Source organism: Enterococcus sp. GPZ-007 (assembly GCF_059374735.1).
In genome coordinates this window covers 26,655-49,825 of sequence record NZ_JCAFYN010000011.1, presented here as the reverse complement: position 1 = coordinate 49,825, position 23,171 = coordinate 26,655, and the positions used below count along the sequence as shown (strand labels likewise).

Annotated in this window: 22 protein-coding genes and 2 pseudogenes; 18 read left to right on the top strand and 6 right to left on the bottom strand. The window is 41.9% G+C overall.

Annotated features, from left to right (window positions below; translation table 11 throughout):
• Positions 1–221 precede the first annotated feature (221 nt).
• Positions 222–1,182 (top strand): annotated as a pseudogene (locus AC4J95_RS07945) (IS30 family transposase).
• 62 nt (positions 1,183–1,244) lie between these two features.
• On the opposite strand, the gene AC4J95_RS07940 reads toward AC4J95_RS07945, so the two are convergent.
• The gene (locus AC4J95_RS07940; protein ID WP_494549400.1) at positions 1,245–1,649 is read right to left on the bottom strand and encodes a hypothetical protein; all 405 of its coding nucleotides are present in this window, start codon (positions 1,647–1,649) and stop codon (positions 1,245–1,247) included.
• 72 nt (positions 1,650–1,721) lie between these two features.
• Positions 1,722–1,844: pseudogene (locus AC4J95_RS07935) on the bottom strand (TetR/AcrR family transcriptional regulator); the annotation flags it as partial.
• Positions 1,845–2,201: 357 nt separating this feature from the next.
• Between AC4J95_RS07935 and AC4J95_RS07930 the strand changes: the two are divergent.
• From AC4J95_RS07930 to emtC, 11 genes are all read left to right on the top strand, one after another.
• Positions 2,202–3,632: a cryptochrome/photolyase family protein gene (locus tag AC4J95_RS07930; RefSeq protein ID WP_494549399.1), complete on the top strand. Its 1,431-nt coding sequence runs from the start codon at positions 2,202–2,204 to the stop codon at positions 3,630–3,632.
• A gap of 287 nt (positions 3,633–3,919) precedes the next feature.
• Positions 3,920–4,180, top strand: coding sequence for a type II toxin-antitoxin system RelB/DinJ family antitoxin (locus AC4J95_RS07925; protein WP_316405297.1), 261 nt, complete (start codon positions 3,920–3,922; stop codon positions 4,178–4,180).
• Positions 4,177–4,473, top strand: a complete 297-nt coding sequence (locus AC4J95_RS07920; protein WP_494549398.1) for a type II toxin-antitoxin system RelE family toxin — start codon at positions 4,177–4,179, stop codon at positions 4,471–4,473. Before AC4J95_RS07925 ends, AC4J95_RS07920 begins: the two co-directional genes overlap by 4 nt.
• Before the next feature lie 503 nt (positions 4,474–4,976).
• Positions 4,977–5,753 carry a glutamate 5-kinase gene (proB, locus tag AC4J95_RS07915; RefSeq protein WP_494549397.1) on the top strand — a complete coding sequence of 259 codons (777 nt, stop codon included), beginning with the start codon at positions 4,977–4,979 and terminating at the stop codon, positions 5,751–5,753.
• A 104-nt stretch (positions 5,754–5,857) separates the two neighbouring features.
• The gene (locus AC4J95_RS07910) at positions 5,858–6,538 is read left to right on the top strand and encodes a 5-oxoproline transporter, DUF969 family subunit (RefSeq protein ID WP_316405300.1); all 681 of its coding nucleotides are present in this window, start codon (positions 5,858–5,860) and stop codon (positions 6,536–6,538) included.
• A 12-nt stretch (positions 6,539–6,550) separates the two neighbouring features.
• The gene (locus AC4J95_RS07905; protein ID WP_494549396.1) at positions 6,551–7,495 is read left to right on the top strand and encodes a DUF979 domain-containing protein; all 945 of its coding nucleotides are present in this window, start codon (positions 6,551–6,553) and stop codon (positions 7,493–7,495) included.
• A 17-nt stretch (positions 7,496–7,512) separates the two neighbouring features.
• Positions 7,513–8,157: a pyroglutamyl-peptidase I gene (gene pcp, locus AC4J95_RS07900; RefSeq protein WP_494549395.1), complete on the top strand. Its 645-nt coding sequence runs from the start codon at positions 7,513–7,515 to the stop codon at positions 8,155–8,157.
• A 141-nt stretch (positions 8,158–8,298) separates the two neighbouring features.
• Positions 8,299–9,732, top strand: coding sequence for a DUF2142 domain-containing protein (locus tag AC4J95_RS07895; protein WP_494549394.1), 1,434 nt, complete (start codon positions 8,299–8,301; stop codon positions 9,730–9,732).
• A 421-nt stretch (positions 9,733–10,153) separates the two neighbouring features.
• A complete protein-coding gene (locus tag AC4J95_RS07890; protein WP_494549393.1) occupies positions 10,154–10,876 on the top strand; it encodes an ATP-binding cassette domain-containing protein in 723 nt (240 codons plus the stop codon).
• The gene (gene emtB, locus AC4J95_RS07885) at positions 10,876–11,544 is read left to right on the top strand and encodes a metal ABC transporter permease EmtB (protein WP_494549439.1); all 669 of its coding nucleotides are present in this window, start codon (positions 10,876–10,878) and stop codon (positions 11,542–11,544) included. Before AC4J95_RS07890 ends, emtB begins: the two co-directional genes overlap by 1 nt.
• Before the next feature lie 11 nt (positions 11,545–11,555).
• Positions 11,556–12,377, top strand: coding sequence for a metal family ABC transporter substrate-binding protein EmtC (gene emtC, locus AC4J95_RS07880; RefSeq protein WP_494549392.1), 822 nt, complete (start codon positions 11,556–11,558; stop codon positions 12,375–12,377).
• A 104-nt stretch (positions 12,378–12,481) separates the two neighbouring features.
• Here the strand turns inward: emtC and AC4J95_RS07875 are convergent, their stop codons facing one another.
• Entirely contained in the window at positions 12,482–13,129 is a 648-nt protein-coding gene (locus AC4J95_RS07875) for a FusB/FusC family EF-G-binding protein (protein ID WP_494549391.1), read from the bottom strand.
• A gap of 309 nt (positions 13,130–13,438) precedes the next feature.
• On the opposite strand from AC4J95_RS07875, the gene AC4J95_RS07870 reads away from it, so the two are divergent.
• From AC4J95_RS07870 to AC4J95_RS07860, 3 genes are all read left to right on the top strand, one after another.
• A complete protein-coding gene (locus AC4J95_RS07870) occupies positions 13,439–13,876 on the top strand; it encodes a MarR family winged helix-turn-helix transcriptional regulator (RefSeq protein WP_494549390.1) in 438 nt (145 codons plus the stop codon).
• A gap of 84 nt (positions 13,877–13,960) precedes the next feature.
• Positions 13,961–14,455, top strand: a complete 495-nt coding sequence (locus AC4J95_RS07865) for a GNAT family N-acetyltransferase (RefSeq protein WP_494549389.1) — start codon at positions 13,961–13,963, stop codon at positions 14,453–14,455.
• 261 nt (positions 14,456–14,716) lie between these two features.
• Positions 14,717–15,724 carry an NADH:flavin oxidoreductase gene (locus AC4J95_RS07860; RefSeq protein WP_494549388.1) on the top strand — a complete coding sequence of 336 codons (1,008 nt, stop codon included), beginning with the start codon at positions 14,717–14,719 and terminating at the stop codon, positions 15,722–15,724.
• Between the two features lie 105 nt (positions 15,725–15,829).
• Here AC4J95_RS07860 and AC4J95_RS07855 read toward each other — a convergent pair whose 3' ends face one another.
• A complete protein-coding gene (locus AC4J95_RS07855) occupies positions 15,830–16,417 on the bottom strand; it encodes a TetR/AcrR family transcriptional regulator (RefSeq protein WP_494549387.1) in 588 nt (195 codons plus the stop codon).
• Positions 16,418–16,535: 118 nt separating this feature from the next.
• On the opposite strand from AC4J95_RS07855, the gene AC4J95_RS07850 reads away from it, so the two are divergent.
• The 3 genes from AC4J95_RS07850 (at position 16,536) to AC4J95_RS07840 (ending at position 22,153) form a co-directional block, all read left to right on the top strand.
• Entirely contained in the window at positions 16,536–17,237 is a 702-nt protein-coding gene (locus AC4J95_RS07850) for an ABC transporter ATP-binding protein (RefSeq protein ID WP_494549386.1), read from the top strand.
• A 9-nt stretch (positions 17,238–17,246) separates the two neighbouring features.
• Positions 17,247–20,042, top strand: coding sequence for an FtsX-like permease family protein (locus AC4J95_RS07845; RefSeq protein ID WP_494549385.1), 2,796 nt, complete (start codon positions 17,247–17,249; stop codon positions 20,040–20,042).
• Between the two features lie 182 nt (positions 20,043–20,224).
• Positions 20,225–22,153 (top strand): heavy metal translocating P-type ATPase, encoded by a 1,929-nt coding sequence (locus AC4J95_RS07840; RefSeq protein WP_494549384.1) that lies wholly within the window; start codon positions 20,225–20,227, stop codon positions 22,151–22,153.
• A gap of 216 nt (positions 22,154–22,369) precedes the next feature.
• On the opposite strand, the gene AC4J95_RS07835 is transcribed toward AC4J95_RS07840, so the two are convergent.
• Positions 22,370–22,684 carry a type II toxin-antitoxin system RelE/ParE family toxin gene (locus tag AC4J95_RS07835; RefSeq protein ID WP_494549383.1) on the bottom strand — a complete coding sequence of 105 codons (315 nt, stop codon included), beginning with the start codon at positions 22,682–22,684 and terminating at the stop codon, positions 22,370–22,372.
• Positions 22,671–22,922: a type II toxin-antitoxin system prevent-host-death family antitoxin gene (locus AC4J95_RS07830; protein ID WP_494549382.1), complete on the bottom strand. Its 252-nt coding sequence runs from the start codon at positions 22,920–22,922 to the stop codon at positions 22,671–22,673. The genes AC4J95_RS07835 and AC4J95_RS07830 overlap by 14 nt, the downstream gene beginning before the upstream one ends.
• Positions 22,923–23,171 lie beyond the last annotated feature (249 nt).

Here is a 23,171-nt window from a genome sequence, read left to right as displayed (position 1 = left end):
TGCTACTTTATACGATAAAATATTTCCAGGTTTGAAATCCATCAGTATTTGATAGCAGAATAGCCGATTGATTCTCCGCTGTTGAAATCGACAGTGAGCAGGTCATTCGGTTTTTTTGAATTGGAAATCGCCAATTGTAAAATTAAGCTAGACAACAAAAAAAGTCATTTGTGCTACACTCAAAATAGTTCCGTTCAAAGAATTATAAGGAGTGAGTACAAATGACCTACACTCATCTTACACCAGATGAACTCGTGATGATAGACGCTTATTTCAAAATCAATGAACCTGTCGCCAATGTTGCCCGCAGCTTACGGCGTTCAAGACAAACCATTTACAATGTGTATCATTTTTTGGAACAGGGGAATACCCCTTTAGACTATTACCAACAATACAAGCAAAATAAATCCCGTTGCGGCAGACGTGCGATCGTTTTACCCGCTGAACAATCAGACTATGTTCAAAACAAGGTGGCTCAAGGATGGACACCTGATGTGATTATTGGCCGAGCGGAGTATCCAATCGCTTGTTCTGTTCGTACGCTGTATCGGATGTTTGAAAAAGGCTTGTTTGATGCTTTGTCCCTCCCTCTGAAAGGAAAACGCAAACCGAATGGGCATCAAGAAAAACGTGGAAAACAAGCTTTTCGCCGCTCGATTCGTCAACGAAACAAAGAGTATTCAAATTATTCCAAAGAATTTGGTCACCTCGAAGGAGATACGATCATTGGTGCGAAGCATAAAAGTGCTGTTATTACCTTGGTGGAGCGTTTAAGCAAAGTGATTATTACGCTAAAACCTACTGGTCGACAGGCAAAAGATATTGAACACAGAATGAATCAATGGTTTCAAACATTTCCTCGTCACGTGTTCAAATCAATCACGTTTGATTGTGGAAAAGAATTTTCAAACTGGAAAGCAATTAGTAATGTCAATGATATAGACATTTACTTTGCGGATCCAGGTACCCCTTCACAACGTGAGTTAAATGAGCATTCTAACGGATTATTGCGAAAAGATGGCTTGAAAAAAAGCGATGGATTTTACCAACGTCCCAGAGTCATTTATTCAATCCGTTGCTTCCAGGAGAAATCATATCCCTAGGAGGTCATTGAACTACCGAACACCATTGGAGGTATTTTTGGGTTACATGAATGAAGAGAATTTGTCTAGCTTAATTTGACATTTAGGAAGCAGTAAAAAGCTTCGACTAAACCGTCGAAGCTTTTTTCAATTTGACCAAATTTATTGGGTACGTTCGACCCGATAAATTTGGTCAAATTGTTCAATATGCTGTTCCAATAAGGAAATGTTTTCCTCGACTAAATCTGGTCGGATGTCGCAGCGTCGGATTAGGAAGTTGATGGAAGAATAGAAATGCATCGCGATAATGTATGGGTCCATCTTGATAAAAGTTCCTTGATTGACAAGATCAGTGAATAAAATCGTCAGATACTTCATGGGAAGATCAAAAAATAGTTCATTATATAAGTTTCCGACAGATTGATTCATGTGCTGCTCCGCAATCAACAGCTTCCTGAATTTCGAAGCAGTCTCGTCTGCTAAGTAAAACTTAAAGGCATCAACATACATCTTCGTCAATTCTTGAATCGGGATGTTTTTATACTTGTCTCCGGCATTTACTGTCAAAGGGATCGCGTAGGTGTTATTGGCTTCTTTTAAAATTTGAGAAACTTCCCTAAGAATAGTGTTGAAGATTTCCAGTTTGCTTTTGTAGTGATTATAAAGCGAACTATCCTTGATTCCGACCGCTTTTGCGATTTCTTTTACCGATACCCCATCAAATCCCCGCTGGGAAAATAAGGTTAAGGCTTCACGCCAGATTCGTTCCTTTGTATTTTTTATGACCGCTTCCTTCTTTCAAAATGAATGAAAAACATTCTATTATTTTAAGATTTTTTCTTATAAAGAATGAATAGAACGTTTGTATTTTATTTGATTTTTGTAGAGACAAACATTTGATAACACAAATATATCCATAAGATGATGTTTACTAACATATTTATACTAGTAAACACTAGCCCTGTCAATGAGAACTGGCGATTACCCAAAATGATTTTAAAAGGCTTGAAATTTGAATTTTTCCAGCTGAAAAACTAGTTTTTATAAACATCAAAAGTGCCTTTTTCAGCATTCTATGGTAGTTTCGAAGAAAGAAGGTTAACGAGAAAGGTTGATTCGATGCAGACGGTTATGTGGTTTCGCCGCGATCTAAGAATTCAAGACAACAAAGCGCTTTATCATGCGTTTAACGATTTGGAGGCAGAAGACAAACTAGTGTTATTATTCCAAGTCAATCCAGCACGATTTCTGGAAGAAAGTCCCAATCATCAAGCATTTTTCGGGAGCGTCCAGCATTTTAAGGGGAGAATCGATGAGCAGGCTCAACTGCAAATTCAATATGGGGAGCCGCTAGACTTATTTGCACAATTAAAAGAGGCATTGCCGGACTGGAATAAAATCTATTTCAATGAAGACACGACCGGTTTTGGGGCGAAGCGAGATGAGGAAGCAAAAAAGTTCTTTCGCCAAAATGGGATCGAGTATTTTCGATTTCAGGATCACTACCTTCATGGAGCAAGGAAGATCAAAAATCAACAAGGCGATCCGTATAAAGTTTTCACCCCCTATTACAATCAATGGAAAGAACGAGTGAAAGAAACACCGGTGAAAGTTCGCTTTCAAGCAGATTCGGTCTATTCCAAGGTGCTGTTTCCAGAAGATGAAAAGAAATTCGACAAATTGGTCGCAAAGCTGCCCAAGCAAACGAAGATCGGTGAAGAAGCAGCAAACCGTCAATTGAAGAAGTTTGTCAAAAACTCCGTAGAAAAATATGAAAAAGCGCGCGATTTTCCGATTTTGGATGAAACTAGTCATTTGTCGCGCTATTTAAGGACCGGCGAGGTTTCGATTCGAACTGTTTGGCAGGCGCTGCAGGAAGAAAAATCTTCACAAGGATGCTCCACCTTCGAAAAAGAGCTGTGCTGGCGTGATTTCTACAATATGATCTTTACCAATCATCCCCGTCAGCAGAAGCAACCGATCCAAGCCCAATTTCGTTTCATCAAGTGGGAAAATGATCAAGAGAAATTCGAAAAATGGCAAGCGGGAAAAACTGGCTTTCCGATCGTGGATGCGGCGATGCGCCAATTGAATGAAACCGGCTGGATGCACAATCGTTTGCGGATGATCACGGCTTCCTTTTTAGCGAAGGATCTGCTGATCGATTGGCGCTGGGGTGAGCGGTATTTCCAACAGCAGCTGATCGACTACGATCCCGCCAGCAATATCGGCGGCTGGCAATGGGCGGCCTCCACCGGAACCGATGCTGTACCGTACTTTCGTGTCTTCAATCCTACGACCCAATCACGGAAATTCGATCCAGAGGGTAAGTTCATCAAGAAGTATGTGAAAGAGTTAGAAAATCTGCCGGAGAAGCTGATTCATCAGCCGGAAAAAATGACCAAAGAAGAGCAAGAGGAATATGGCGTGATTTTGGATGAGGATTATCCTACACCGATTATTAATCATAAGGAACGGCGCAAGAGAGCTATTTCTGTTTATGAAGCGAGTAAAGAATATGCTCGCGAAGTGCAGGCGCATGAGGAATAGTTGATGGCTCCTATAGTTTATGGAAATAAAATCAGTTCTTAGAGCAATAATCATTTTTGATGGTTGCTCTTTTTTTTAACGCTTGCCATGTATTAAGGAAATCATAGATATAAAGCAAGGCTATAAGAAATCTTTGTTTTAAGTGGAGGTCTTTAGGTGTATAATGGGTGTGTAACTGGTGCGTCATTAGTGCGCAATTGGTGCGTTTTATTGGATGGAAATTGATCGTTTAAGTATAGTTCTAGAGTGTCATATACATAATGCGAAAGAAGTAGGTGGCTAATAAAATGGAAATGAAAGAAAAAAACAAAAACGAAAAAACACGTTTGAATATTAATGTGGACAAGAGATTGAAGCAAGAAGCGAAGGATACGTTAGAAGATCTAGGACTAGACTTAACTACAGCTGTAACCTTGTATTTGACACAGGTCGTCAAGAAAAAGAGGATTCCGTTTGAAATCAGTACAACGACCTATTATTCTGTTGATGAGGTGGCTGGAAAGGATTGGCGAACTGAAATTCAGGATGTAGAGGACGAATGGGAATGAAGCAGGAAGTTGTATTTACCGATTTATCAAAGCGTGATTTTGAACGTCTTGATAATAGTCAACGGAAACAGGTTCTTAAATCGCTCAAAAGAATTGAGGACCAAGGGATGAAGGCAGGTCAGGCATTACGCGGTAAATTAAGTGAATGCCGAAAGATGAAGCACAGAAGATTAGGATTGCGTGTCATTTTCAAGGAGTCTGAGTTTGGTATGGAAATCATCGAGATTGTAGTCATCGGAAAACGTGAAGATAGTGAAGTTTATCGAATTGCTGAAAAACGTTTAAACCGGTAAAGTCCGATTTTAAAAGTTTGTGAGTAAGATGTAATTATTTGAATAGTGTTGATTTGAGCTTCCAGCATGGATCAGTATGGTTCGCCAATGTTAGGTTTCATCTAGCATCGGCGAGCTTTTTTTTGAAGATTTATTCAATCTTTTAATTGAATTTAATAACAAAAGCTTTTCGCCGGAAATGTTAGCGCTATTATCTATCCACAATCTATGTGGTTATTTATATAAATAAAAATCGTTCTTTTAAGGACTGGATATGAAATTGGTGGTTCTTACTTGTTTTAAAAAAAATATCAAACTCAAAAATCTTCAAAGTTCCTCTAATAAATCATAAAACGTTCGCAACATAATGTTCGTTTGATTTAAAGGGGATTTTGATTAAAAAAATAAAATATTCCCATGTGGGTGTTTTTGTGCTATTATTAGCAAAAAATAATTGAAGGGTAATAGACACAAATAGTTTTATTAAATGCTATTACTTGTTTTTTATAGTTAAGGTGTAATAGATGAGAGAAGAAATAAAAGACGCGAACATTATTGTAATAAAGGTCGGGACGAGCTTATTAGTATCCCCTGCGACAGGCATTGAGGAAGCCGTGATTTCGCAGCTGGCGAGTGTGTTGTCTGAACTGATTGCTATCGGAAAGAAACCGATCCTTGTTTCTTCGGGAGCCGTTGGTGCGGGTATTACTCAGCTTGGTGAAGTTTCAAAACAAACGGCTGCGGCAGTCGGTCAAGGATTGGTTACCAGCAGGTATGAGGCTGCATTTAACCAGCAGGATCAAACAATTGCACAGCTTTTATTGAGTCGGGAAGTGTTGGAATATCCGAAAAGTCGACACGCGTTTGTTCAAACGCTTCAAGAGCTGCTGGAGCATGGGATTTTGCCGATCATCAATGAAAATGATGCGGTGACGGTGGATGAAGAAGGTCATTTGGCGAAGTTTGAAGACAATGATGAACTTTCGTTGTTGGTGGCCGAAGCGATCGAGGCTGATTTATTGATCATGCTTTCTGATGTGAATGGTTTATATTCTGCCAATCCTGCGGTCAATGAACAGGCGACATTGTTTCGACATTTGAGCGAGATCGATCAGCGATTATTGGAAGAAGCGGATTCAAACATTGGAAATCTGAGTCGCGGCGGCATTCGCAGCAAGCTGAAAACCGCGACGGGCGCCTTGACGGCCAATATTTCAATGGTACTGGCGAATGGGAAAAGCCCCAAAGTTTTGCTGGACATTTTGGCAGGACGCGAAGTCGGAACGCTCTTCAAAAAGTAGACATAGTCTTTTTATTCTGAAAAGTCAGAAAATTCAAATTTTCAAAAGGGAGTACTCAGCTTCGGCTGATTATTAGATATATATTGAGGGAGGATTTATTTTAGATGGAATTAGCGAAATTAATAGGAATTTTGATTGTGATTATCGGCTTTGCCTTGAAGTTGGATTCGATCCTGATCATCTTAGTGGCCGCGGTGGTTACGGCGATCACTGGTGGTCTAGGCGTGGAGGGTCTGTTAACGACCTTGGGAACAAGCTTTGTTTCTAACCGTTCGATGGCGATCTTCATTTTGATCATGCTGGTGACGGGTACTTTGGAACGAAATGGTCTAAAGGAATCCGCAGCGAAATTGATCGGAAAAATAAAAAATGCGTCGGCTGGTGCGGTGATTGGTGCCTATGGAATCATGCGTTCGATCTTCGCGGCCTTTAACATTAGCTTCGGCGGGGTAGCTGGCTTTGTTCGTCCGATCATCATGCCGATGGTGATTGGTTCAATCGAAGCAAAAGGGAAAGAGCCTGAAGAAGAGTATGTTGAAGAGTTAAAAGGGATGTCTTCTGGGATGGAAAACATCGCGTGGTTCTTCTTCCAAGTCTTATTCGTCGGTGGACCGGGTGCGTTGCTGGTGCAGGCGACCTTGAAATCTCTAGGCTATGAAGCCAGCTTACTTGATCTAGCGAAGGTGGAAATTCCTGTGGCGTTATTCGCCGTAATCGTAGCGATCGTGTATTACTTCTTGAAGGATCGTAAGCTATTCAAAAAATACTACGGAAACGGGAAATAGGGAGGAAAGCAGATGTCATTTTTTCTAAGTCCTGATGTCTTGATGTCAGAGAAATTACTTGAAATCATTTATATCATTATGGGTGCGGTCGCGGTGTACACTGGGATCAAAAACGCCCGCGATAAAAGCAACGCGACTCCGATCGGCACAGCGATCTTCTGGTGTGCGTTAGGGATCGTAATGATGTTTGGTCGTTGGATTCCGCCGATGATCGATGGTGTGTTAGTCATCATCATGACCTTGCCGCCAATCTTCAAAAAAGTCAGCAAAGGCCAGGAAAATGCGCCAGCCGAAGCGGCTACCAAGAAAATGGCTGACAAGATCGGTATGAAGATCTTTATTCCAGCGTTGGCGATGGGGATCTTCGCGATCATCTTCGCGGTCTTCACGCAATTGGGTGCGCTAGTCGGCGTTGGTATCGGCGTGTTAGTGGCGATTGTTATTTTGATGATCTATTCAAACTCGAATAAGCCGAAAGTTTTCTTGGATGATGCGGAACGGATGCTGTCAACCGTTGGTCCATTGAGCATGCTGCCGATGCTGTTGGCGAGTTTAGGTGCGATCTTTACTGCGGCTGGTGTTGGAGAAGTCATTTCTGATCTAGTGGCTAAAGTTATTCCTAAAGGCAACGTGAATCTTGGGATCATCGTTTTTGCGATCGGGATGGTGCTGTTTACCATGATCATGGGGAACGCGTTTGCGGCGATCACTGTGATGACTGTCGGCATCGGCGCGCCGTTTGTTTTGGCGTATGGAGCTGATCCGGTCTTGATCGGAATGGTAGCCTTGACTTGTGGTTACTGTGGAACCTTATGTACGCCGATGGCGGCGAACTTCAATATCGTGCCGGTAGCGATGCTGGAAATGAAGGATCGCTTCGGCGTTATCAAGAATCAGGCATTGTTAGCCGTGATCTTCTTGGTTTTCCAAATCGGTTATATGATTCTATTTAAATAGTAAAGGAATGGTGGAAAATGAACGTATTAATTACCGGTTTTGACCCTTTTGGCGGAGCAGCCATTAACCCTGCCTATGAAGCAGTGAAATTATTACCAGATACGATCGAAGGTGCAGTGATCCATAAATTAGAAATTCCAACGGTCTTTAAAAAAGACGGTGAAGTGCTGGCCAAAGCGATTGAAGCACAAAATCCCGATATCGTGATCTGTGTCGGTCAAGCTGGAGGACGCTCGGATATCTCGATTGAAAAAGTAGCGATCAATTTAATGGAAGCGCGCATTCCTGATAACGAAGAACAACAGCCCTTGAACCAAGTCATTCACGAAGATGGCGAAACAGCTTACTTTGCGACGATCCCGGTCAAAGCAATGGTCAGCAATGTCAAAGCAGCCGGTATTCCATCAAGTGTTTCTTACACAGCAGGCACCTTTGTCTGCAACGACATCATGTATCGCTTGTTATATTTAGCGGACAAACAAAACAAAAATATCAAAGGCGGCTTTATCCATGTTCCTTACTTGCCGGAGCAAGTGATCGATCTGCCAGCTGGGACACCAAGTATGCCGGTTGAAACGATTGCTAAAGGGTTAGAAGCTGCGGTGGCGGCCGCGATCACGACAGAAGAAGATCAAAATGTTGCGATGGGAACGATTATGTAATGTGCAAAAAGATCAAATGTTGGCAACGACGTTTGGTCTTTTTTTAAATAATCTCGGGACAGTTTGATCAATTTTGCTAAAATATCTTTTGTTGCAATTTATGGAGGAGTATAATGAAACCTGATTCTAGTGAAGGGAATGATGATTATCGACAAAGTAATGGATGGTGGAGCAAGCGTGCTAGGCGCGATCAAAAAAATCACCTTTCCCAACCGCTTATTTTTATTCTTAGCGCTCGTTTTCGGCTTATTGATGATCAACATCGTGCCGCCGCTCCAAGCACCCGATGAGGTTGGGCATTTTATCAAAGCCTATGCGTTTTCCGAATTCAAGGTCAAACCGCAGGCCTTTAACAAAAAGCCGGGAAAAAACGACAGTACCTGGGGAAACTATGGTTTTGAAGTTCCCTATGAAATGAAGAGCATGAATTTCTACGCCATCGACAAAAATGGCAAGAAGGCCGAATATCCCTATCAATACAAAGCGGACCAGAAGAATATCAAGGCTGGGGAAAAGGCCTTTATCGGTACCGGCGGCATCACAAATTATTTCTTTGTGAACTACATTCCTCAGATCATCGGGATCAAGGTGGGAAAAATACTAGGCAAACCGATCATCTGGCAGTATTACGCCGCCAGATACCTGAATCTGATTTTCTATGTCTTGATTATTTTTCTTGCCATCAAACGTTTTCCATTTTCAAAAATGGGGGCGACAATATTGGCCTTGAATCCGATGGCGCTCTTTTTAGTAACTTCGGTCTCAGGCGATGGGATGATCATCGCGGTCAGCTTTTTCTTTATTGCCTGGATCACTAGTCTGATCGGCAGGGAGTCGATCTCCACTGGGAAATTGGCCTTCAGCGCCGTCCTGATGATTACACTAGTGTTGCTGAAGCCGACCTTGATCGTCTTGGGCATGCTGTTTTTCTTGATACCCAATAAATCCTTCAGTATCCAGCGGAAGGCGTTTTGGGGAGTAGGGATTTTTGTAGCGTGCATCTTGTGCTATGTATTATGGAATAAAATGATGATCGACCAGCAGATCCTGTATCGTGACTTTGCCAACCCAAGTAAGCAAGTCGCTCAGTTCTTGAAGGAGCCATCGATCTTTTTTGAAAATCTTCGTGAAAATTATCTCTTTGGAACGAAGGGCGATAATATCGTTTACTCCTTTGCCGGTAAGTTTGGGCTGATTGACACGCCATTGGGATTGCACTGGCTCGTCCTATATTACATGGCGTTGGTGGGGGCTTGTCTGGTCCAAGAAAAGGATCATCAGGCGCTAACCGCTCTGCAAGAAGTCATTGTAGCAGTAATGATGATCCTGTATACGATCCTGACCTTTTTCGCTTTGTATCAAATTTGGAACAAGGTCGGGCGCACCGCGTCGATCGAGGGATTGCAGGGACGCTATTTTATTCCCGCAAGTCTGTTGTTGGTTCCAATGTTCTCCAGTAAAGAAAAAATCCTCAATATCAAAAACAGTAAGGTGAATATCGTCGTTTCCCTTTGTATCGTAGTGGTGCTGATTGCGACATTGATTACTCTGTCGAATCGGTATCCAGTGGGATAAGCCAATTGATGAAGGGGTAATAAACGCTATAAGTTTTTAGGACCGATAGAGTCTATTTCTATCGGTCCTTTTTGAGTACGAAAAATTGGTCGGAAAGGCTTCTTCAAGGTGGAGTGGTAACTGTGGCTTTTCTCGTAAATTCGCATTTCAGGGAATAACAAGGTGAAACTGTTTTAATAAGGAACAAGAAGCCTTTTCGCTTACCTAATCTGCTCTACTCAGACGCCGTTTTGTTCTTTTTTTATTGAAAAATGATACAGTAAAAAAACAACTATTATCTTTTGTTTTCAAGTTAAAATAGTTGTAATTTTAGGTGTTTTAGGTAATTATATAAAAGAATTAAATAATGAATATCCGATGATAGTTATACAGTTTATTAATTGTGTAATAATCCGTACCTATATCACTGGAGGAGGAAATGATGTTTGAGTTAAGAAACGTGTCTAAACAACATCAAAACAACCTTTCACTTCAAACGATCAACTTTACCGTTTCTACGGGGGAAATCGTAGGAGTGGTAGGAAAAAGCGGGGCGGGAAAATCCACCCTGCTTAGACTGTTAAATTTGATGGAATCGCCTACAAGCGGGGAGCTTTTATTAGATGGAATAAATACTGCGGAATTATCCAAAAAGATCGTAAGAAAAGAGCAACAGCAAATGGGGATGATTTTTCAGAAGTATAATTTACTGGAAAATTTGACGATCTACGAGAATGTCGCGTTGCCACTAAAGCTACTCCATCGTAAAGATTCTGCCAAGGTCAATCAACTGCTGGAGTTTGTGGGTATGGAGAATAAGAAGGAAAATTACCCTGTCGAGCTTTCGGGCGGCGAACAGCAGCGGGTCTCCATCGCTCGTGCGTTAAGCCGAAACCCTAAATGGCTGTTTTGCGATGAGGCGACGAGCTCATTAGATGAAGAAAATACGGATATGATCATCGCACTGTTACGCAAGGTCCATCAAGAATTTCGTCCAACAATCTTCTTTGTCAGTCACGAACTAGAAACAGTTAAAAAGCTGTGTGAACGAGTTTTGGTTTTGGAAGAAGGAAAGTTGATTGGTGATTTAAAGAATGATCCGAATCGTTTTGCTTTGGAAGAGCTGCCTTATTTGGCAAAGGTTGAAAGGAGTCTGCGGAAATGATGACGTTCGATTCGCTGGCAGAATACTGGCCTTCATTAGTGCTTAGTTTAGAAGAAACCGGCATCATGATGGCGATTTCGATGGGGATCTGTTTCATTATTGGGTTGCCGCTAGGAGTGGGTTTGTTTCTCTCTAATCCGAAGAGGAAGGATAGTAACCAGTTGGTTTATTGGTTATCAAATTTTTTTGTCACAGTAATTCGTTCTTTTCCATATTTACTATTTGTAATCACCTTGATTCCCTTCACTCGTTCAGTGTTGGGAAAAGCCTTTGGTCCAATTCCGTCTTCTGTGCCTCTAAGTATCGTTGCAGTAGCAATTTTTGCTCGTTTAGTGGAGCAGGTTTTGCTTGATGTCCCTGAGGATATTCGCTTATTGGCGGCTTCTTTAGGAACGACCAGATGGCAGTACATCTGGCATTTTTTACTAGTTGAAGCGCGCAGCGGACTTGTTTTGGCATATACAACCACGACTGTCAGTATGGTTTCCTATTCGACAGTGATGGGTGTTGTCGGCGGAGGAGGGATCGGGGACTTCGCGGTTCGGGTCGGTTACCAACGTTATGAATACGGTATTATGTATGTTGCCATTGTGATCATGATTGCACTGGTCTTCATTTTACAAATGCTGGGGAATTTTATTGCCCAAAAACTAGATAAAAGAAAGTAGGAGAGAAAAGCATGAAGAAATTTTATTTAGCAGCGGCGGCCTTTTTGGCGGTCATCGTATTAGCCGCCTGTGGAGGAAATAAACAAGTAAGCGAAACGAAGGAAGATACAGATATTACTGTGGCCGTGCAGCTGGAATCCTCTAAAGACATTTTAGAGATTGCCAAAAAAGAGGCGAAAAAAGAAGGCTATAATATTGAAATCTTACAAGTTAATGACAATGTTGCCTACAATGATGCGGTTCAGCACGGCGAAGCAGATGCCAATTTTGCGCAACATGAACCCTTTATGAAGATGTTCAACAAGGAGAAGAAAGCGGACTTAGTAGCCGTGCAACCAATTTATTATTTTGCTGGGGGCTTTTATTCGAAGCAATACAAAGATGCTAAAACCCTCCCTGAAAAAGCAAAAGTTGGAATTCCTAGTGATCCAACAAATGAAGGTCGTGCTCTGGCGATCTTAAACGAGAACGGTGTTATAAAGTTGAAAGAGGGTGTTGGGTTTGACGGTACTGTAGATGACATCGTAGAGAATCCAAAAAACTTACATTTTGAACGAATCGATTTACTGAATTTAGCGAAGGCTTATGATGAGAGTGATATCGCGATGGTCTTTTGTTATCCTGCTTATTTAGAGCCAATCAAGCTGACGACTAAAGACGCCATCTTATTGGAAACTGAAAAAGCCAGTGAGCATTATGCTTTGCAGCTTGTTACGAATAAGGATGAAAAAGACAGTAAAAAGATTAAGGCATTGAAGAAAGCCATGACCACTCCTGAAGTAGCAAAATATATCAAAAACAATTCCAAAGGCGCAAATGTGCCGGCCTTTTAGGTTTTTGCTTAAAGAACTGGAGTGGGCGTTATCCAGTCTTAAGATCTGAGTTTAGTTAAAAAAAGCTGATCCAAAGTCTAAAGACTTTTGAATCAACTCTTTTTTTAATGCGTGACGGTGTCCCAAAAGCGGTCAAGTGTGTCTAACTGCGTCAATTGACGATTGCATTGTGCACTGTCGGTACAAATGTAATTGCCTTTTTTCGTATAGGTGCCATCGCCGGAAGATTTGGTGGTTGCTAAAAAGAAGGCGACGGTGCTGATTTGATTGCAGATGGCGCAATGACCTTTTTGTACATCTGTGCTGAAGCTGCCGTAAGCTCCAGTAAAGCGTCCATCGATCTTGCGAAGCAAGTATTTGCGATTCGTTCCGCTGTCGTTCCAGCCTAAATAGCTCAATTCCCGAAAATCGGTCGTTTCTAATTCAGGATACTGCATCTTTTTGACTTTTCGGAAGCTTTTATCGATCTGCTTAGTAGAAGGTGCGTCCATCGGAAGGACGAAGCGCTTCATTTCTTCAAATAGTTTTTCGAACTTATCTCGTGTCAGACTGGTGTCGAGAAATTGCTCCCAATAAGCCGCTAATAGAGGGTCGCGACCAAAGAATTCTCCGGTCTTTCCTTGGATCAGCGTCTGCAGGGTTCCGACTGTCTGTTTATCGTTGACTGAATGATAAGCACTAACAAGCTCGCTGACTTGCTGTTTACAATACCAATATTCGTTTGGTTTTAATAGATTTTTTTCTGTATTCATGATTTTCCTCGTTTCTTCTCTCTGAGGAAAATTTCTTTTCCGTCAAAGAACTAATCGTTTAATTGGATAGGATAGTTCTTTGAGCGTACGATACAAGATGATTGTGTCATCATGATCTCCTCCTAATGGTGCATAATTCTTACCTTCGATAGAATAAAACATTCTTCGCATTTGTACAAGTCTTTTCTCTTATTTTAAGCATTTTATTCCAAAGTAGTTGCCAAAGTAAACTAAATGCCTTATACTCGTTTTAGTTGACATAGTAAACTATTACATGGAAGGTCGTGATTCGGAGTGGATACCCATGATGTGAGAAGATTCAATCGGTACTATACGAGAATTTTAGGCGTCTTTGACCAAACTGTTTTTGATCTGGATTATTCGATGATTGAAATGCGGATCTTAGGCGAAATCGGTCGTCATCCCAGCATCACTGCTAACGAGCTGACGAAATGTCTGAATATCAAAAAAAGCTATCTAAGCCGTAAGCTTAGTAAGCTGGAAAAAAATGAGTATATTTATAAAGAAAAAAATCCCGAAGACAGCAGAAGCCAGCACCTTTATCTTACGGAAAAAGGGCTAGAACTGAATAAATACGTAGAGGAACAATCGGATCGCAAAGTTCTGGAGCTATTAGAACCCTTGGATGAAGCAAATTATCAGGAGCTGGTCGCTGCCATGAAGACGATCGAAAATATCTTATATCAGGTCGTACCAAATGAGCTGGAAGAGAATGACGAAAAGTAAATTGTCTAAAAACTTAACAAACGTAAAGTGAAAACAAAAAAACTTTCCAAATATAAAATCAAATAGCTAAAGGAGCTGTTTAAAATGGTAGAAGTAACCATCGTCCCATTTGAAGAAAAATATACCCAAGAGGTCGTTGATCTGATTCTTCCGATCCAAAGAGACGAGTTCAACATCGATATCAGTATCGAAGATCAGCCGGATCTATTAAGAATCAAAGAAGAATATATCGATACCGGTGGAAATTTCTGGGTGGCGTTATCCGAGGGCAAAGTCGTTGGATCAATCGCGCTCGTCAAGCTGGAAAATCATTGTGGCGCCATCAAGAAAATGTTCGCTGCCAAAGAATTTCGCGGGGAAAAGCAAGTAGGCAAGCAGCTGCTAGATACGCTGGTTGATTATTGTAAAAATCTAGGCTATGAACGCTTGTATTTAGGAACCGTTGATGTACTGAAGGCCGCACAGAAGTTTTACAAGAAAAATGATTTTCAACTGATTGATAAATCAGAAATGCCCAAAGATTACCATTTGATGGATGTCGATACGGTATTCTTTATGCGGGATTTGACGAAGGAATAAGAAGAATCACTTGATCACAGGCTTAGTTCTGTGGTCATTTTTTCATGAGAATATATATGGTAAAAATATCGCAAATGAGATAAGCGGCAAATCTTCATTTCTAAATCAATGCAAATAGGAAGTTCTAATTACCAAACTGAAGCAGCTTTTTTGGAAAAAGCGCAGATTCTCTGGAAAATAACCATCAACATTTTTAAACCTGCTATTCTGTTCGCTAAGAAACTGATAAAATCAAGGAGAGAAAGAAAAGGAGGATGTGTTATGAGTTTGTTAGGTTCACCGATCAAAGTAGGGAATTTAGAACTGCCCAATCGTCTAGTCATGCCGCCAATCGCAACATCGAAATCGCAGGAAGACGGCGAAGTAACTGAAGCACTGTGTGAGTATTATGCAGAAAAATCGGCAGGCGGTCATCTTGGTCTGCTGATAACGGAGCATAGTTATATTTGCCCAGAAGGAAAAGCTAATAAAGGGCAATTGTCGATTGCTAAAGACAGTGATGTTGCTGGATTGACGAAGCTAGTAAAATCGATTCATCAAAATAATACATTAACCTTTGCGCAAATCAATCATGCGGGTGCGAGAGCGAAACAAGAAATCATTGGTTGCCTACCGAAAAGTGCTAGTGCGGTGGAGCATCCTAAATTTGCTAAAAACGATGCGTTGCCGATTGAAATGACGCAGGAGGATATTCAAAAGGTCATAGCTGATTTTGCGGCAGCGGCATTACGAGCGAAAAAAGCGGGCTTTGATGGGGTAGAGATTCATTCGGCACATGCGTATTTGCTGACGCAGTTTTATTCGCCATTAACCAATAAACGCATTGATCAATACAATGGGCAGACGATTGAAGGCAGGATTCGACTTCATTTGGAGATCATCGAAGCGGTTCGGGAAGTGGTTGGAGCAGACTATCCGGTGGCGATCCGGCTTGGAGCAAGTGATCATACGGAAGGCGGCACAACGATCGAGGACAGCATCATCGCTGCGCAAGTCTTTGAAAAAGCCGGGATCGATTTGCTGGATATTTCTGGTGGCTTTAGTTCCTATATCAATCCTTATTCCAAGGAGCAAGGTTACTTTAGTGACTTGACCGAGACGATTAAACGAAATGTTGGGATACCTGTGATTCTAACAGGCGGGATCGTGGATGCGTCTGTCGCGGAAAAATTATTACGAGAAGAAAAAGCCGATATGATCGGTGTCGGACGGGCAATATTTAAGGATTCGAATTGGGCGAAGCAGGCATTTTTGGAGTTGGAGAAATAGATTGATTAAACATATTCGTAAAGTCTTTCTGAAAAGAACTTTACAAAAGTAAAGTGAACGAGCATTTAACTATTCATATGGATAGTTAAATGCTCGTTTAACTTTTTAAATCAGTAATTCGTAAGGCGAGATCGCTCTTGCTTTGAAAATCATTTTCGCAATATCCTCTGGCGATTCCTCTGCGCCTTTTTTGATCCACAGCAAGATGATGGCGACGATGCTGGAAAGCAGAATTTCCTGCGCGTAATCTTCTGGAAGATTTTCTTTTTTGAATTCCAATTCCGTGGATTGGTTGATTTTTGATTCGATTAATTCGGATAATATCCCTTTAATCATCGAAACGAATTGTCGATCTCCACCGGGGCTGGCAAGGGCACTAACAAAATCAAAATCTTGTTTGACATAAATCAACGCCTCTAAAATCAGCGGATAAGGGATCAGCTCCAGCGGATCATTGATATCACCTTCATCTGGGCGCAGCAAGATACTCTTCAAATCATCCATGGTTTCCTTTTCCAGCTTTTCCATCAAATCGTACTTGTCTATGTAATGGGTATAAAACGTGCCGCGATTAATCCCGGCTTCGCGAGCGATCTCCATTACCGTCAAGCCTTCAAAACCTTTTTCATGGATCAAATGCGTGAAGGCCTGCTTGATCGCTTGTTTACTGGCGGTTTTTCTCTTTTTTACCATCGTGATCCTCCTTAAATTAACAGAACAGGGCAAAGTGTATATTGTTTTGACTTCACTTTAATTCTATACTAATTTCATTATTAAATCAACACGTTGTTGAATTAAGGAGGAAGTATTGATGAGTTACATTGAAATGGTCCACAATTACAAAAGTTATCAAACGGGAGAAACGGAGATTTTAGCGAACAAGGATGTTAATTTCCAAGTAGAAAAAGGGGAATTAGCGATCGTTCTGGGACCCTCTGGTGCGGGAAAATCCACCGTTTTAAATATTCTGGGAGGAATGGACAAAAACACGAAGGGACAGGTGATCATTGATAGAAACAACATCGCTGAGTACTCAGCGAACCAGCTTACCGATTATCGTCGGGAAAGCGTGGGATTTGTGTTCCAGTTTTATAATCTGGTTCCAAATTTAACGGCAAAGGAAAATGTGGAGCTAGCCTCTGAGATCGTTGAGGATGCCACTGATCCTCAGCAAGTCTTGGAAGAAGTCGGCTTGAAGGATCGGATCAATAATTTCCCCGCCCAATTATCCGGCGGGGAGCAGCAGCGGGTCGCGATCGCACGAGCAGTCGCGAAAAATCCGAAAATATTGCTATGTGATGAACCGACTGGCGCTCTAGATTATCAAACAGGGAAGCAGGTTCTGCAAATCCTGCAGGACATGAGTCGAGAAAAAGGTTCGACTGTTGTCATTGTGACCCATAACGCGGCGTTGGCTCCGATCGCTGACCGGGTCATTCGCATGCATGACGCGCAGGTCAAAGAAATCACCGTCAATCAAAATCCGAAGCAAATTTCAGAAATCGAATGGTAGGTGGAGAAGATGATCAAGAAAAAAGCATTATGGAAGGACATTTTCCGTTCCTTCAAGCATTCTAAGGGCCGCTTCATCTCAATCCTGCTGTTGATGATGATCAGCTCCTTTGCTTTGGTGGGCTTGAAGGTGACCGGTCCGGATATGCGAGAAACGGGTGGAGAATATTTTACGAAATTGAATATGTCCGATGTCTCGGTGATCGGCAGCTATGGACTTGATGACTCGGATCGCGAAGCTCTGGAAAAGACAGACGGGATACGCCAAATCGAATATGGCTACTTGAAGGATGTCACAAAGAAGGATTCGACCGATAGCTTTCGGATTTTCTCAAATACGAAGGATATTTCGACCTATCAAGTAGAAAAAGGGCGGATGCCGAAAAAAACGAAAGAAATCGCACTGGATGCCAAGTTTGATAATAAATACAAGCTTGGCGATACAATCACTTTCTCTGAAAAAGCGGATATCACAGGTTCGAAGATTCTAAAAAACGAGAGCTACAAGATCGTCGGTTTTGTCCATTCCTCAGAAGTCGTCTCCTCGCTTAATCGTGGCCAATCAACGGCAGGAACAGGAGAACTGACCGGCTTCGGGGTAGTAAACAAAGAAAATTTTGATTCTCCTTACTATATGGTTGCTCGAATGACCTTCAAAGATACGAAAAATTTAGATCCTTATTCGAAAGAATATACCAACAAGGTTCAAGCTCATAAGGATGCTATCGATGAGCAGTTGAAAAATCAGCCGGAGAAACGGTTAAGCACGATCAAAACAGAGTTTCAAACAAAGATCAATGACACGAAACGCCAAATGAATGACGCTAGAAGACAAATATCAGAAGGTCAGCAACAACTGGATGCAGGAAAGGCCCAGTTGGATGCGGCACGGCAAGAACTAACAATCCAACAACAACAATTGGAGCAGTCTCCCTCTGTTCCTGAAGCAGCTAAGACACAAATTGCCTTAGCAGAACAGGAGCTGGAGCAAAAAGAAGCTGACTATCAAAACCAGCTGAATCAGTTTGAAGCTAAGAAAAGTGACGCGCAAAAGAAACTGAATAACAGCGACAGCAAAATTCAAGAAGCACAAACTACATTGAATCAGCTGAAACAGCCGGTTTACTCGGTGAATAATCGACGGGAGGCGCCAGGCTCGGAAGGCTATAAAATCTACAACAGTATTTCTAGTATTGTGGATGCTTTGGCTAATGTTTTCCCGGTTTTCCTATTTCTGGTAGCGGCACTAGTAACCTTTACGACGATGGGGCGCTTTGTTGACGAGGAACGAAAAAACGCTGGGACCCTCAAAGCATTGGGCTATACAGACAGGGATATCCATAAAAAGTTTGTCGTCTATGGCTTGAGTTCAAGCATGATCGGTTCTATCCTTGGGATCATTTTAGGGCACACCCTGCTGCCAATGATCGTCTATAATACCTATCAAGACGGCTTTGATGTTCCGAAGATCACATTGGGATTTCACTGGGGAATTTCTCTGATCTCGATTGCCTTAGCCTTCATCAGTGCTGTGATCCCAGCCTTGATCTCAGCGAATAAAGAATTAAGAGAACGGCCAGCGGATCTGCTACTGCCAAAGGTTCCGGCTAGTGGGTCACGGATTTTACTGGAAAGAATCCCATTTATCTGGAATCACTTGAGCTTTACTCACAAGGTAACCGCTCGGAATCTTTTCCGCTATAAGAAACGCATGCTGATGACGATCTTTGGGGTTGCCGGCTCGGTTACTCTGCTGTTTGCCGGCTTCAGTGTCCAGCATTCGATCGCTGGTATCAATGATCGTCAATTTGGCGAGCTGATCCGCTATGATATGATCGTGGCAGAATCAGATGCACTCACCGCGAATCAGAAGGACAATATCAAGGAACAGCTATCTGACTCAGCGGTGGAGGAGTACACGTCGGTCCACTATGAAACCTTGACCAAAGTCGCTGGAGCAGATAAGGATACGCAGGAGATCAAATTGATCGTGCCGGAGAAAACCCAAGGCTTTGATGACTACATCCATTTGAATGAGCGAAAGACCAAAAAAGTCCTCCATTTGACTGATGATGGGGTGGTCATCACCGAACGACTCGCCAAGCTATTAGATGTGAAGTCCGGTGACACGATCAAAGTGAAGGATGCCGAAAACAAGAATCGAACCATGAAGGTAGAAGGAATCACTGAGATGTATATGGGACACTTCATGTTCATGAACAAGCAGGAATACCAATCTGTCTTTAAGGAAGATTTCCATACCAATGCCTCATTGGTTAATCTAAAGAATCCTTCAGAAAAAAATACGAAGAAAGAAGCCGCGAAATTTATTGATCCGGCAGGCGTCGCGGGGGTGGTGCAAAACACGACGATGACCAGCCAAATCGATGTTATCGTTACATCGCTAAATAAGATCATGGAAGTGCTCGTTCTAGTCGCTGTACTTTTAGCTGTTGTGATCCTCTATAATCTGACGAATATCAATGTGTCGGAACGGATTCGTGAGTTGTCTACTATAAAAGTGTTGGGCTTTTATGATAAGGAGGTCACTTTGTATATTTATCGCGAGACGATGCTGCTGACGGTTATTGGGATCGTGGTCGGCTTTGGATTAGGGGAGTGGCTGCATCAATTCATCCTGACCTCCGTTCCACCAAACGACGCGATGTTCAATCCCGCACTTTCAAGTGTCAGCTTCCTTGTGCCGACGGTGATCATCGTAATCGTGACGATCCTGCTAGGTTTTATCATTAATCGCCGCTTGAAAAATGTCGATATGCTGGAGGCGTTGAAATCGGTGGATTAGTTGAAGTGAACGACGATTCTTTTAAATTCATTCTTTATCAGAAGCTATTTCTGGTAAAGAGTTTTTTTGGTGGAAAGGACTATTTCTTGCTTGACATATGAATGGATGTTCATATATAATCTAATCAAACATATGAATAGTTACTCATATGTATAATGAATCGAGGAAAAGAGGAGAGTTTTATGGATAAAGTCAGTTTGAAGCTGCACAAAAACGAAACAGATCATGAACATGCTCATAATCATGGAGAAAAAGTTGCGATCATTCTATTCTTTGTTGGGCTGGCGGCTTTTCTGCTGGGATTTTTTTTGGAAGGAAACCCCCTTTATTCAAATGCTGCTTTTATCGTCTCTGTGATTACCGCGGGGTACCATATTATTCTTGAAGGTGTTGGCGATACGATCAAAAATTCCCGCCGCGCCAAAAAATTTCAGCCGAATGTTCATTTTTTGATGGCATTAGCCGCTGCCGGGGCGATCGTGATTGGCAAATACGAAGAAGCTGCTATGCTGATCGTGATTTTTGCAGCGGCGCATTTCTTAGAAGATTATGTTGATGGAAAAAGTAAAAAAGAAATCACCAATTTGTTAAATCTGAATCCGACTGAAGCCAGAATTATGCATTCTGATGGCAGTACCAAAGTCGTTCCCGTTGATGAGGTGAAGGTCGGCGATACATTGCAGGTTCTAAATGGCGCTCAGGTGCCAACGGACGGCGTAATTTTAACCGGGACGACTGCGATTGACGAATCATCTATCAATGGCGAGAGTATTCCCAAAGAAAAAACGGTCGGCGATGAAGTCTATGGCAGTACGATCAATGGTTCCGGTACCTTCACGATGAAGGTTACGAAGGATAGTTCGGAAACCGTCTTTTCAAAAATCTTGCAGATGGTGAATCAGTCCCAAAAAAGTTTGACTAAGACAGCTACGCTGATCCAACGCTTGGAACCAAAATATGTGACGATCGTCTTAGCCCTATTTCCATTGGTGTTACTTGCTGGACCGTACATTTTCGGTTGGAGCTGGGATTTGAGTTTATACAGAAGCATGGTTTATCTGATTTCCGTTTCACCCTGTGCCCTTGCCGCAAGTGCTGTACCGACAACCTTAGCGACGATCTCCAATTTGTCTAAAAAAGGCGTGCTGGTAAAAGGCGGCGCTTATCTGTCAAAACTACAAGGTCTAAAAGCCATTTCCTTCGATAAAACTGGAACACTAACCAATGGCAAACCCGTAGTTACTGACTACGTTTTCGAACAAGGCTTGGATCAAGACGAACTCATTGACTTGGTCGTTGCGATGGAAAAACAATCGAACCACCCATTAGCAACCGCGATCATCAATAAGTTCCCCGATACGCAGGAGCTTACGCTTGAAGTAGAAAATCAAGTAGGACGCGGGCTGTCGACTAATTATGCGAATAACAGCTATCGTATTGGCAAACCAGCCTCCTTTGAAAAAGTTTCCTTCATCTATAGAGAAAAGGAAAAGCAATTTTCTGCGGAAGGCAAGACCGTTGTATTTATTGGAAAAAATGAAGCAGTGATCGGCTTGATCGCCTTGATGGACGTACCTAATCAGTACGCCAAAGATGCCATCGCCTACTTCAAAGAAGCTGGACTGCACACGACCATGATCACTGGGGATGCGAAGTTGACTGGTGAAGCAGTCGGAAAACAAATTGGCGTGGATGAAGTCGTAGCCAACGTGATGCCGGAAGACAAAGCTGCGATTGTCAAAGAGCAGCAAGCAAAATACGGCTCAACCGCTATGCTGGGTGATGGAATCAATGACGCGCCTGCACTGGTGACCGCTGATGTCGGCATCGCGATGGGAGACGGAACAGATGTGGCGATGGATGTCGCTGATCTAGTCCTAATGAAAAATGATCTGTCCAAGCTTGTTTACGCTCATAAGCTAAGTAAGAAAATGGATAAAATCACGTGGCAGAACATCGCTTTTTCAATGTTTGTCGTACTAACCTTAGTTACCTTGAATTTTCTCGGCAAGATGGATATTACGATCGGTGTGATCATGCACGAAGGTAGTACGATTTTGGTTATTCTAAATGCGTTGAGAATGCTGAAGACGCCGAAGAAGCTTCTATAATTTATAGAAAACATTCAAAAGAGGACTTTGAATGTAACTCTGGGGTTCTTTAGAGTTTCAAATTGGGGGTGAAATAACTTCTCGAAACAATCGTACAGTCTTTTTGGAAAAACTTTACGAATGAAAAGCGAGATGCTCATATTACTTTCTATTTGGAAAGTTTATGGGCGTTTCGCTTTTGACAGGTTTCTGCATTTGAAAAGGATGGGACTGATTTCAAAATCCCAATATTCGAAGATAGTCTTTCTTTTCCGGGAGCACTCGAGTAACTTCAATCACGTCGCCGACGATCGCATAAAAAATAATGTGCTGTTCAACGAGATAGAAGCGGATGCTTGTTGGGGCTGCTATTTTGCTTTCTAATGATTGTCCAAGCAAAGGAGTTGCTTGTAAGAACTCAAAAGCAGAGTAGACTCTGTCTAAAAAGCTTAGAACGGTGGACTCGTACGTTCCAAGTTGCTGCATGTAGAAAATGATATCTGATAAATCTCTTTCAATTTGAGGGGATAGATGTAGTTTATATTTTTTCATTCATTCGAGCCTTCAGCTGGTCTAAGGACAAAGGACCGTCATCCTTCAACGCTTGTTTTCCTTTGTGTAATTCTTCAAACAAGGTCAGAGTAGCCTTCATCTTTTGATACTCCTCATAATCGCTTACGACATACTTAGCCCGACCATTCTTTGTTAAAATCACCTCTTGACCAGCTTTCACATTGGCTAAAGTCTGATTATACGATCGCATATCTGAAACGGGTACAATATTTTCCATCATAATCATCTCCTTATTACTAATTTTAACATTTTTTACTTAAAATTTTAAGTAAAAAAAGTGTGCTATGAGAACTATTCGCTTTGACCAATATTTAATGCGATCGGTTTGATCATGCATGAAGGCAGTACGATCTTGGTAATTCTGAATGCGTTGAGAATGCTGAAGACACCGAAGAAGCTTCTATAATTTATAGAAAACATTCAAAAGAGGACTTTGAATGTAACTCTGGGGGTTCTTTAAAGCTTC

What these genes read in the sequence shown, in the direction of transcription:
- AC4J95_RS07930 (WP_494549399.1), top strand. Translation starts at nt 2,202, where the DNA reads ATGCAGACGGTTATGTGGTTTCGCCGCGATCTAAGAATTCAAGACAAC.
- AC4J95_RS07925 (WP_316405297.1), top strand. Translation starts at nt 3,920, where the DNA reads ATGGAAATGAAAGAAAAAAACAAAAACGAAAAAACACGTTTGAATATT.
- AC4J95_RS07920 (WP_494549398.1), top strand. Translation starts at nt 4,177, where the DNA reads ATGAAGCAGGAAGTTGTATTTACCGATTTATCAAAGCGTGATTTTGAA.
- proB (WP_494549397.1), top strand. Translation starts at nt 4,977, where the DNA reads ATGAGAGAAGAAATAAAAGACGCGAACATTATTGTAATAAAGGTCGGG.
- AC4J95_RS07910 (WP_316405300.1), top strand. Translation starts at nt 5,858, where the DNA reads ATGGAATTAGCGAAATTAATAGGAATTTTGATTGTGATTATCGGCTTT.
- AC4J95_RS07905 (WP_494549396.1), top strand. Translation starts at nt 6,551, where the DNA reads ATGTCATTTTTTCTAAGTCCTGATGTCTTGATGTCAGAGAAATTACTT.
- pcp (WP_494549395.1), top strand. Translation starts at nt 7,513, where the DNA reads ATGAACGTATTAATTACCGGTTTTGACCCTTTTGGCGGAGCAGCCATT.
- AC4J95_RS07895 (WP_494549394.1), top strand. Translation starts at nt 8,299, where the DNA reads ATGATTATCGACAAAGTAATGGATGGTGGAGCAAGCGTGCTAGGCGCG.
- AC4J95_RS07890 (WP_494549393.1), top strand. Translation starts at nt 10,154, where the DNA reads ATGTTTGAGTTAAGAAACGTGTCTAAACAACATCAAAACAACCTTTCA.
- emtB (WP_494549439.1), top strand. Translation starts at nt 10,876, where the DNA reads ATGACGTTCGATTCGCTGGCAGAATACTGGCCTTCATTAGTGCTTAGT.
- emtC (WP_494549392.1), top strand. Translation starts at nt 11,556, where the DNA reads ATGAAGAAATTTTATTTAGCAGCGGCGGCCTTTTTGGCGGTCATCGTA.
- AC4J95_RS07875 (WP_494549391.1), bottom strand. Translation starts at nt 13,129, where the DNA reads ATGAATACAGAAAAAAATCTATTAAAACCAAACGAATATTGGTATTGT.
- AC4J95_RS07865 (WP_494549389.1), top strand. Translation starts at nt 13,961, where the DNA reads ATGGTAGAAGTAACCATCGTCCCATTTGAAGAAAAATATACCCAAGAG.
- AC4J95_RS07860 (WP_494549388.1), top strand. Translation starts at nt 14,717, where the DNA reads ATGAGTTTGTTAGGTTCACCGATCAAAGTAGGGAATTTAGAACTGCCC.
- AC4J95_RS07855 (WP_494549387.1), bottom strand. Translation starts at nt 16,417, where the DNA reads ATGGTAAAAAAGAGAAAAACCGCCAGTAAACAAGCGATCAAGCAGGCC.
- AC4J95_RS07850 (WP_494549386.1), top strand. Translation starts at nt 16,536, where the DNA reads ATGAGTTACATTGAAATGGTCCACAATTACAAAAGTTATCAAACGGGA.
- AC4J95_RS07845 (WP_494549385.1), top strand. Translation starts at nt 17,247, where the DNA reads ATGATCAAGAAAAAAGCATTATGGAAGGACATTTTCCGTTCCTTCAAG.
- AC4J95_RS07840 (WP_494549384.1), top strand. Translation starts at nt 20,225, where the DNA reads ATGGATAAAGTCAGTTTGAAGCTGCACAAAAACGAAACAGATCATGAA.
- AC4J95_RS07835 (WP_494549383.1), bottom strand. Translation starts at nt 22,684, where the DNA reads ATGAAAAAATATAAACTACATCTATCCCCTCAAATTGAAAGAGATTTA.
- AC4J95_RS07830 (WP_494549382.1), bottom strand. Translation starts at nt 22,922, where the DNA reads ATGGAAAATATTGTACCCGTTTCAGATATGCGATCGTATAATCAGACT.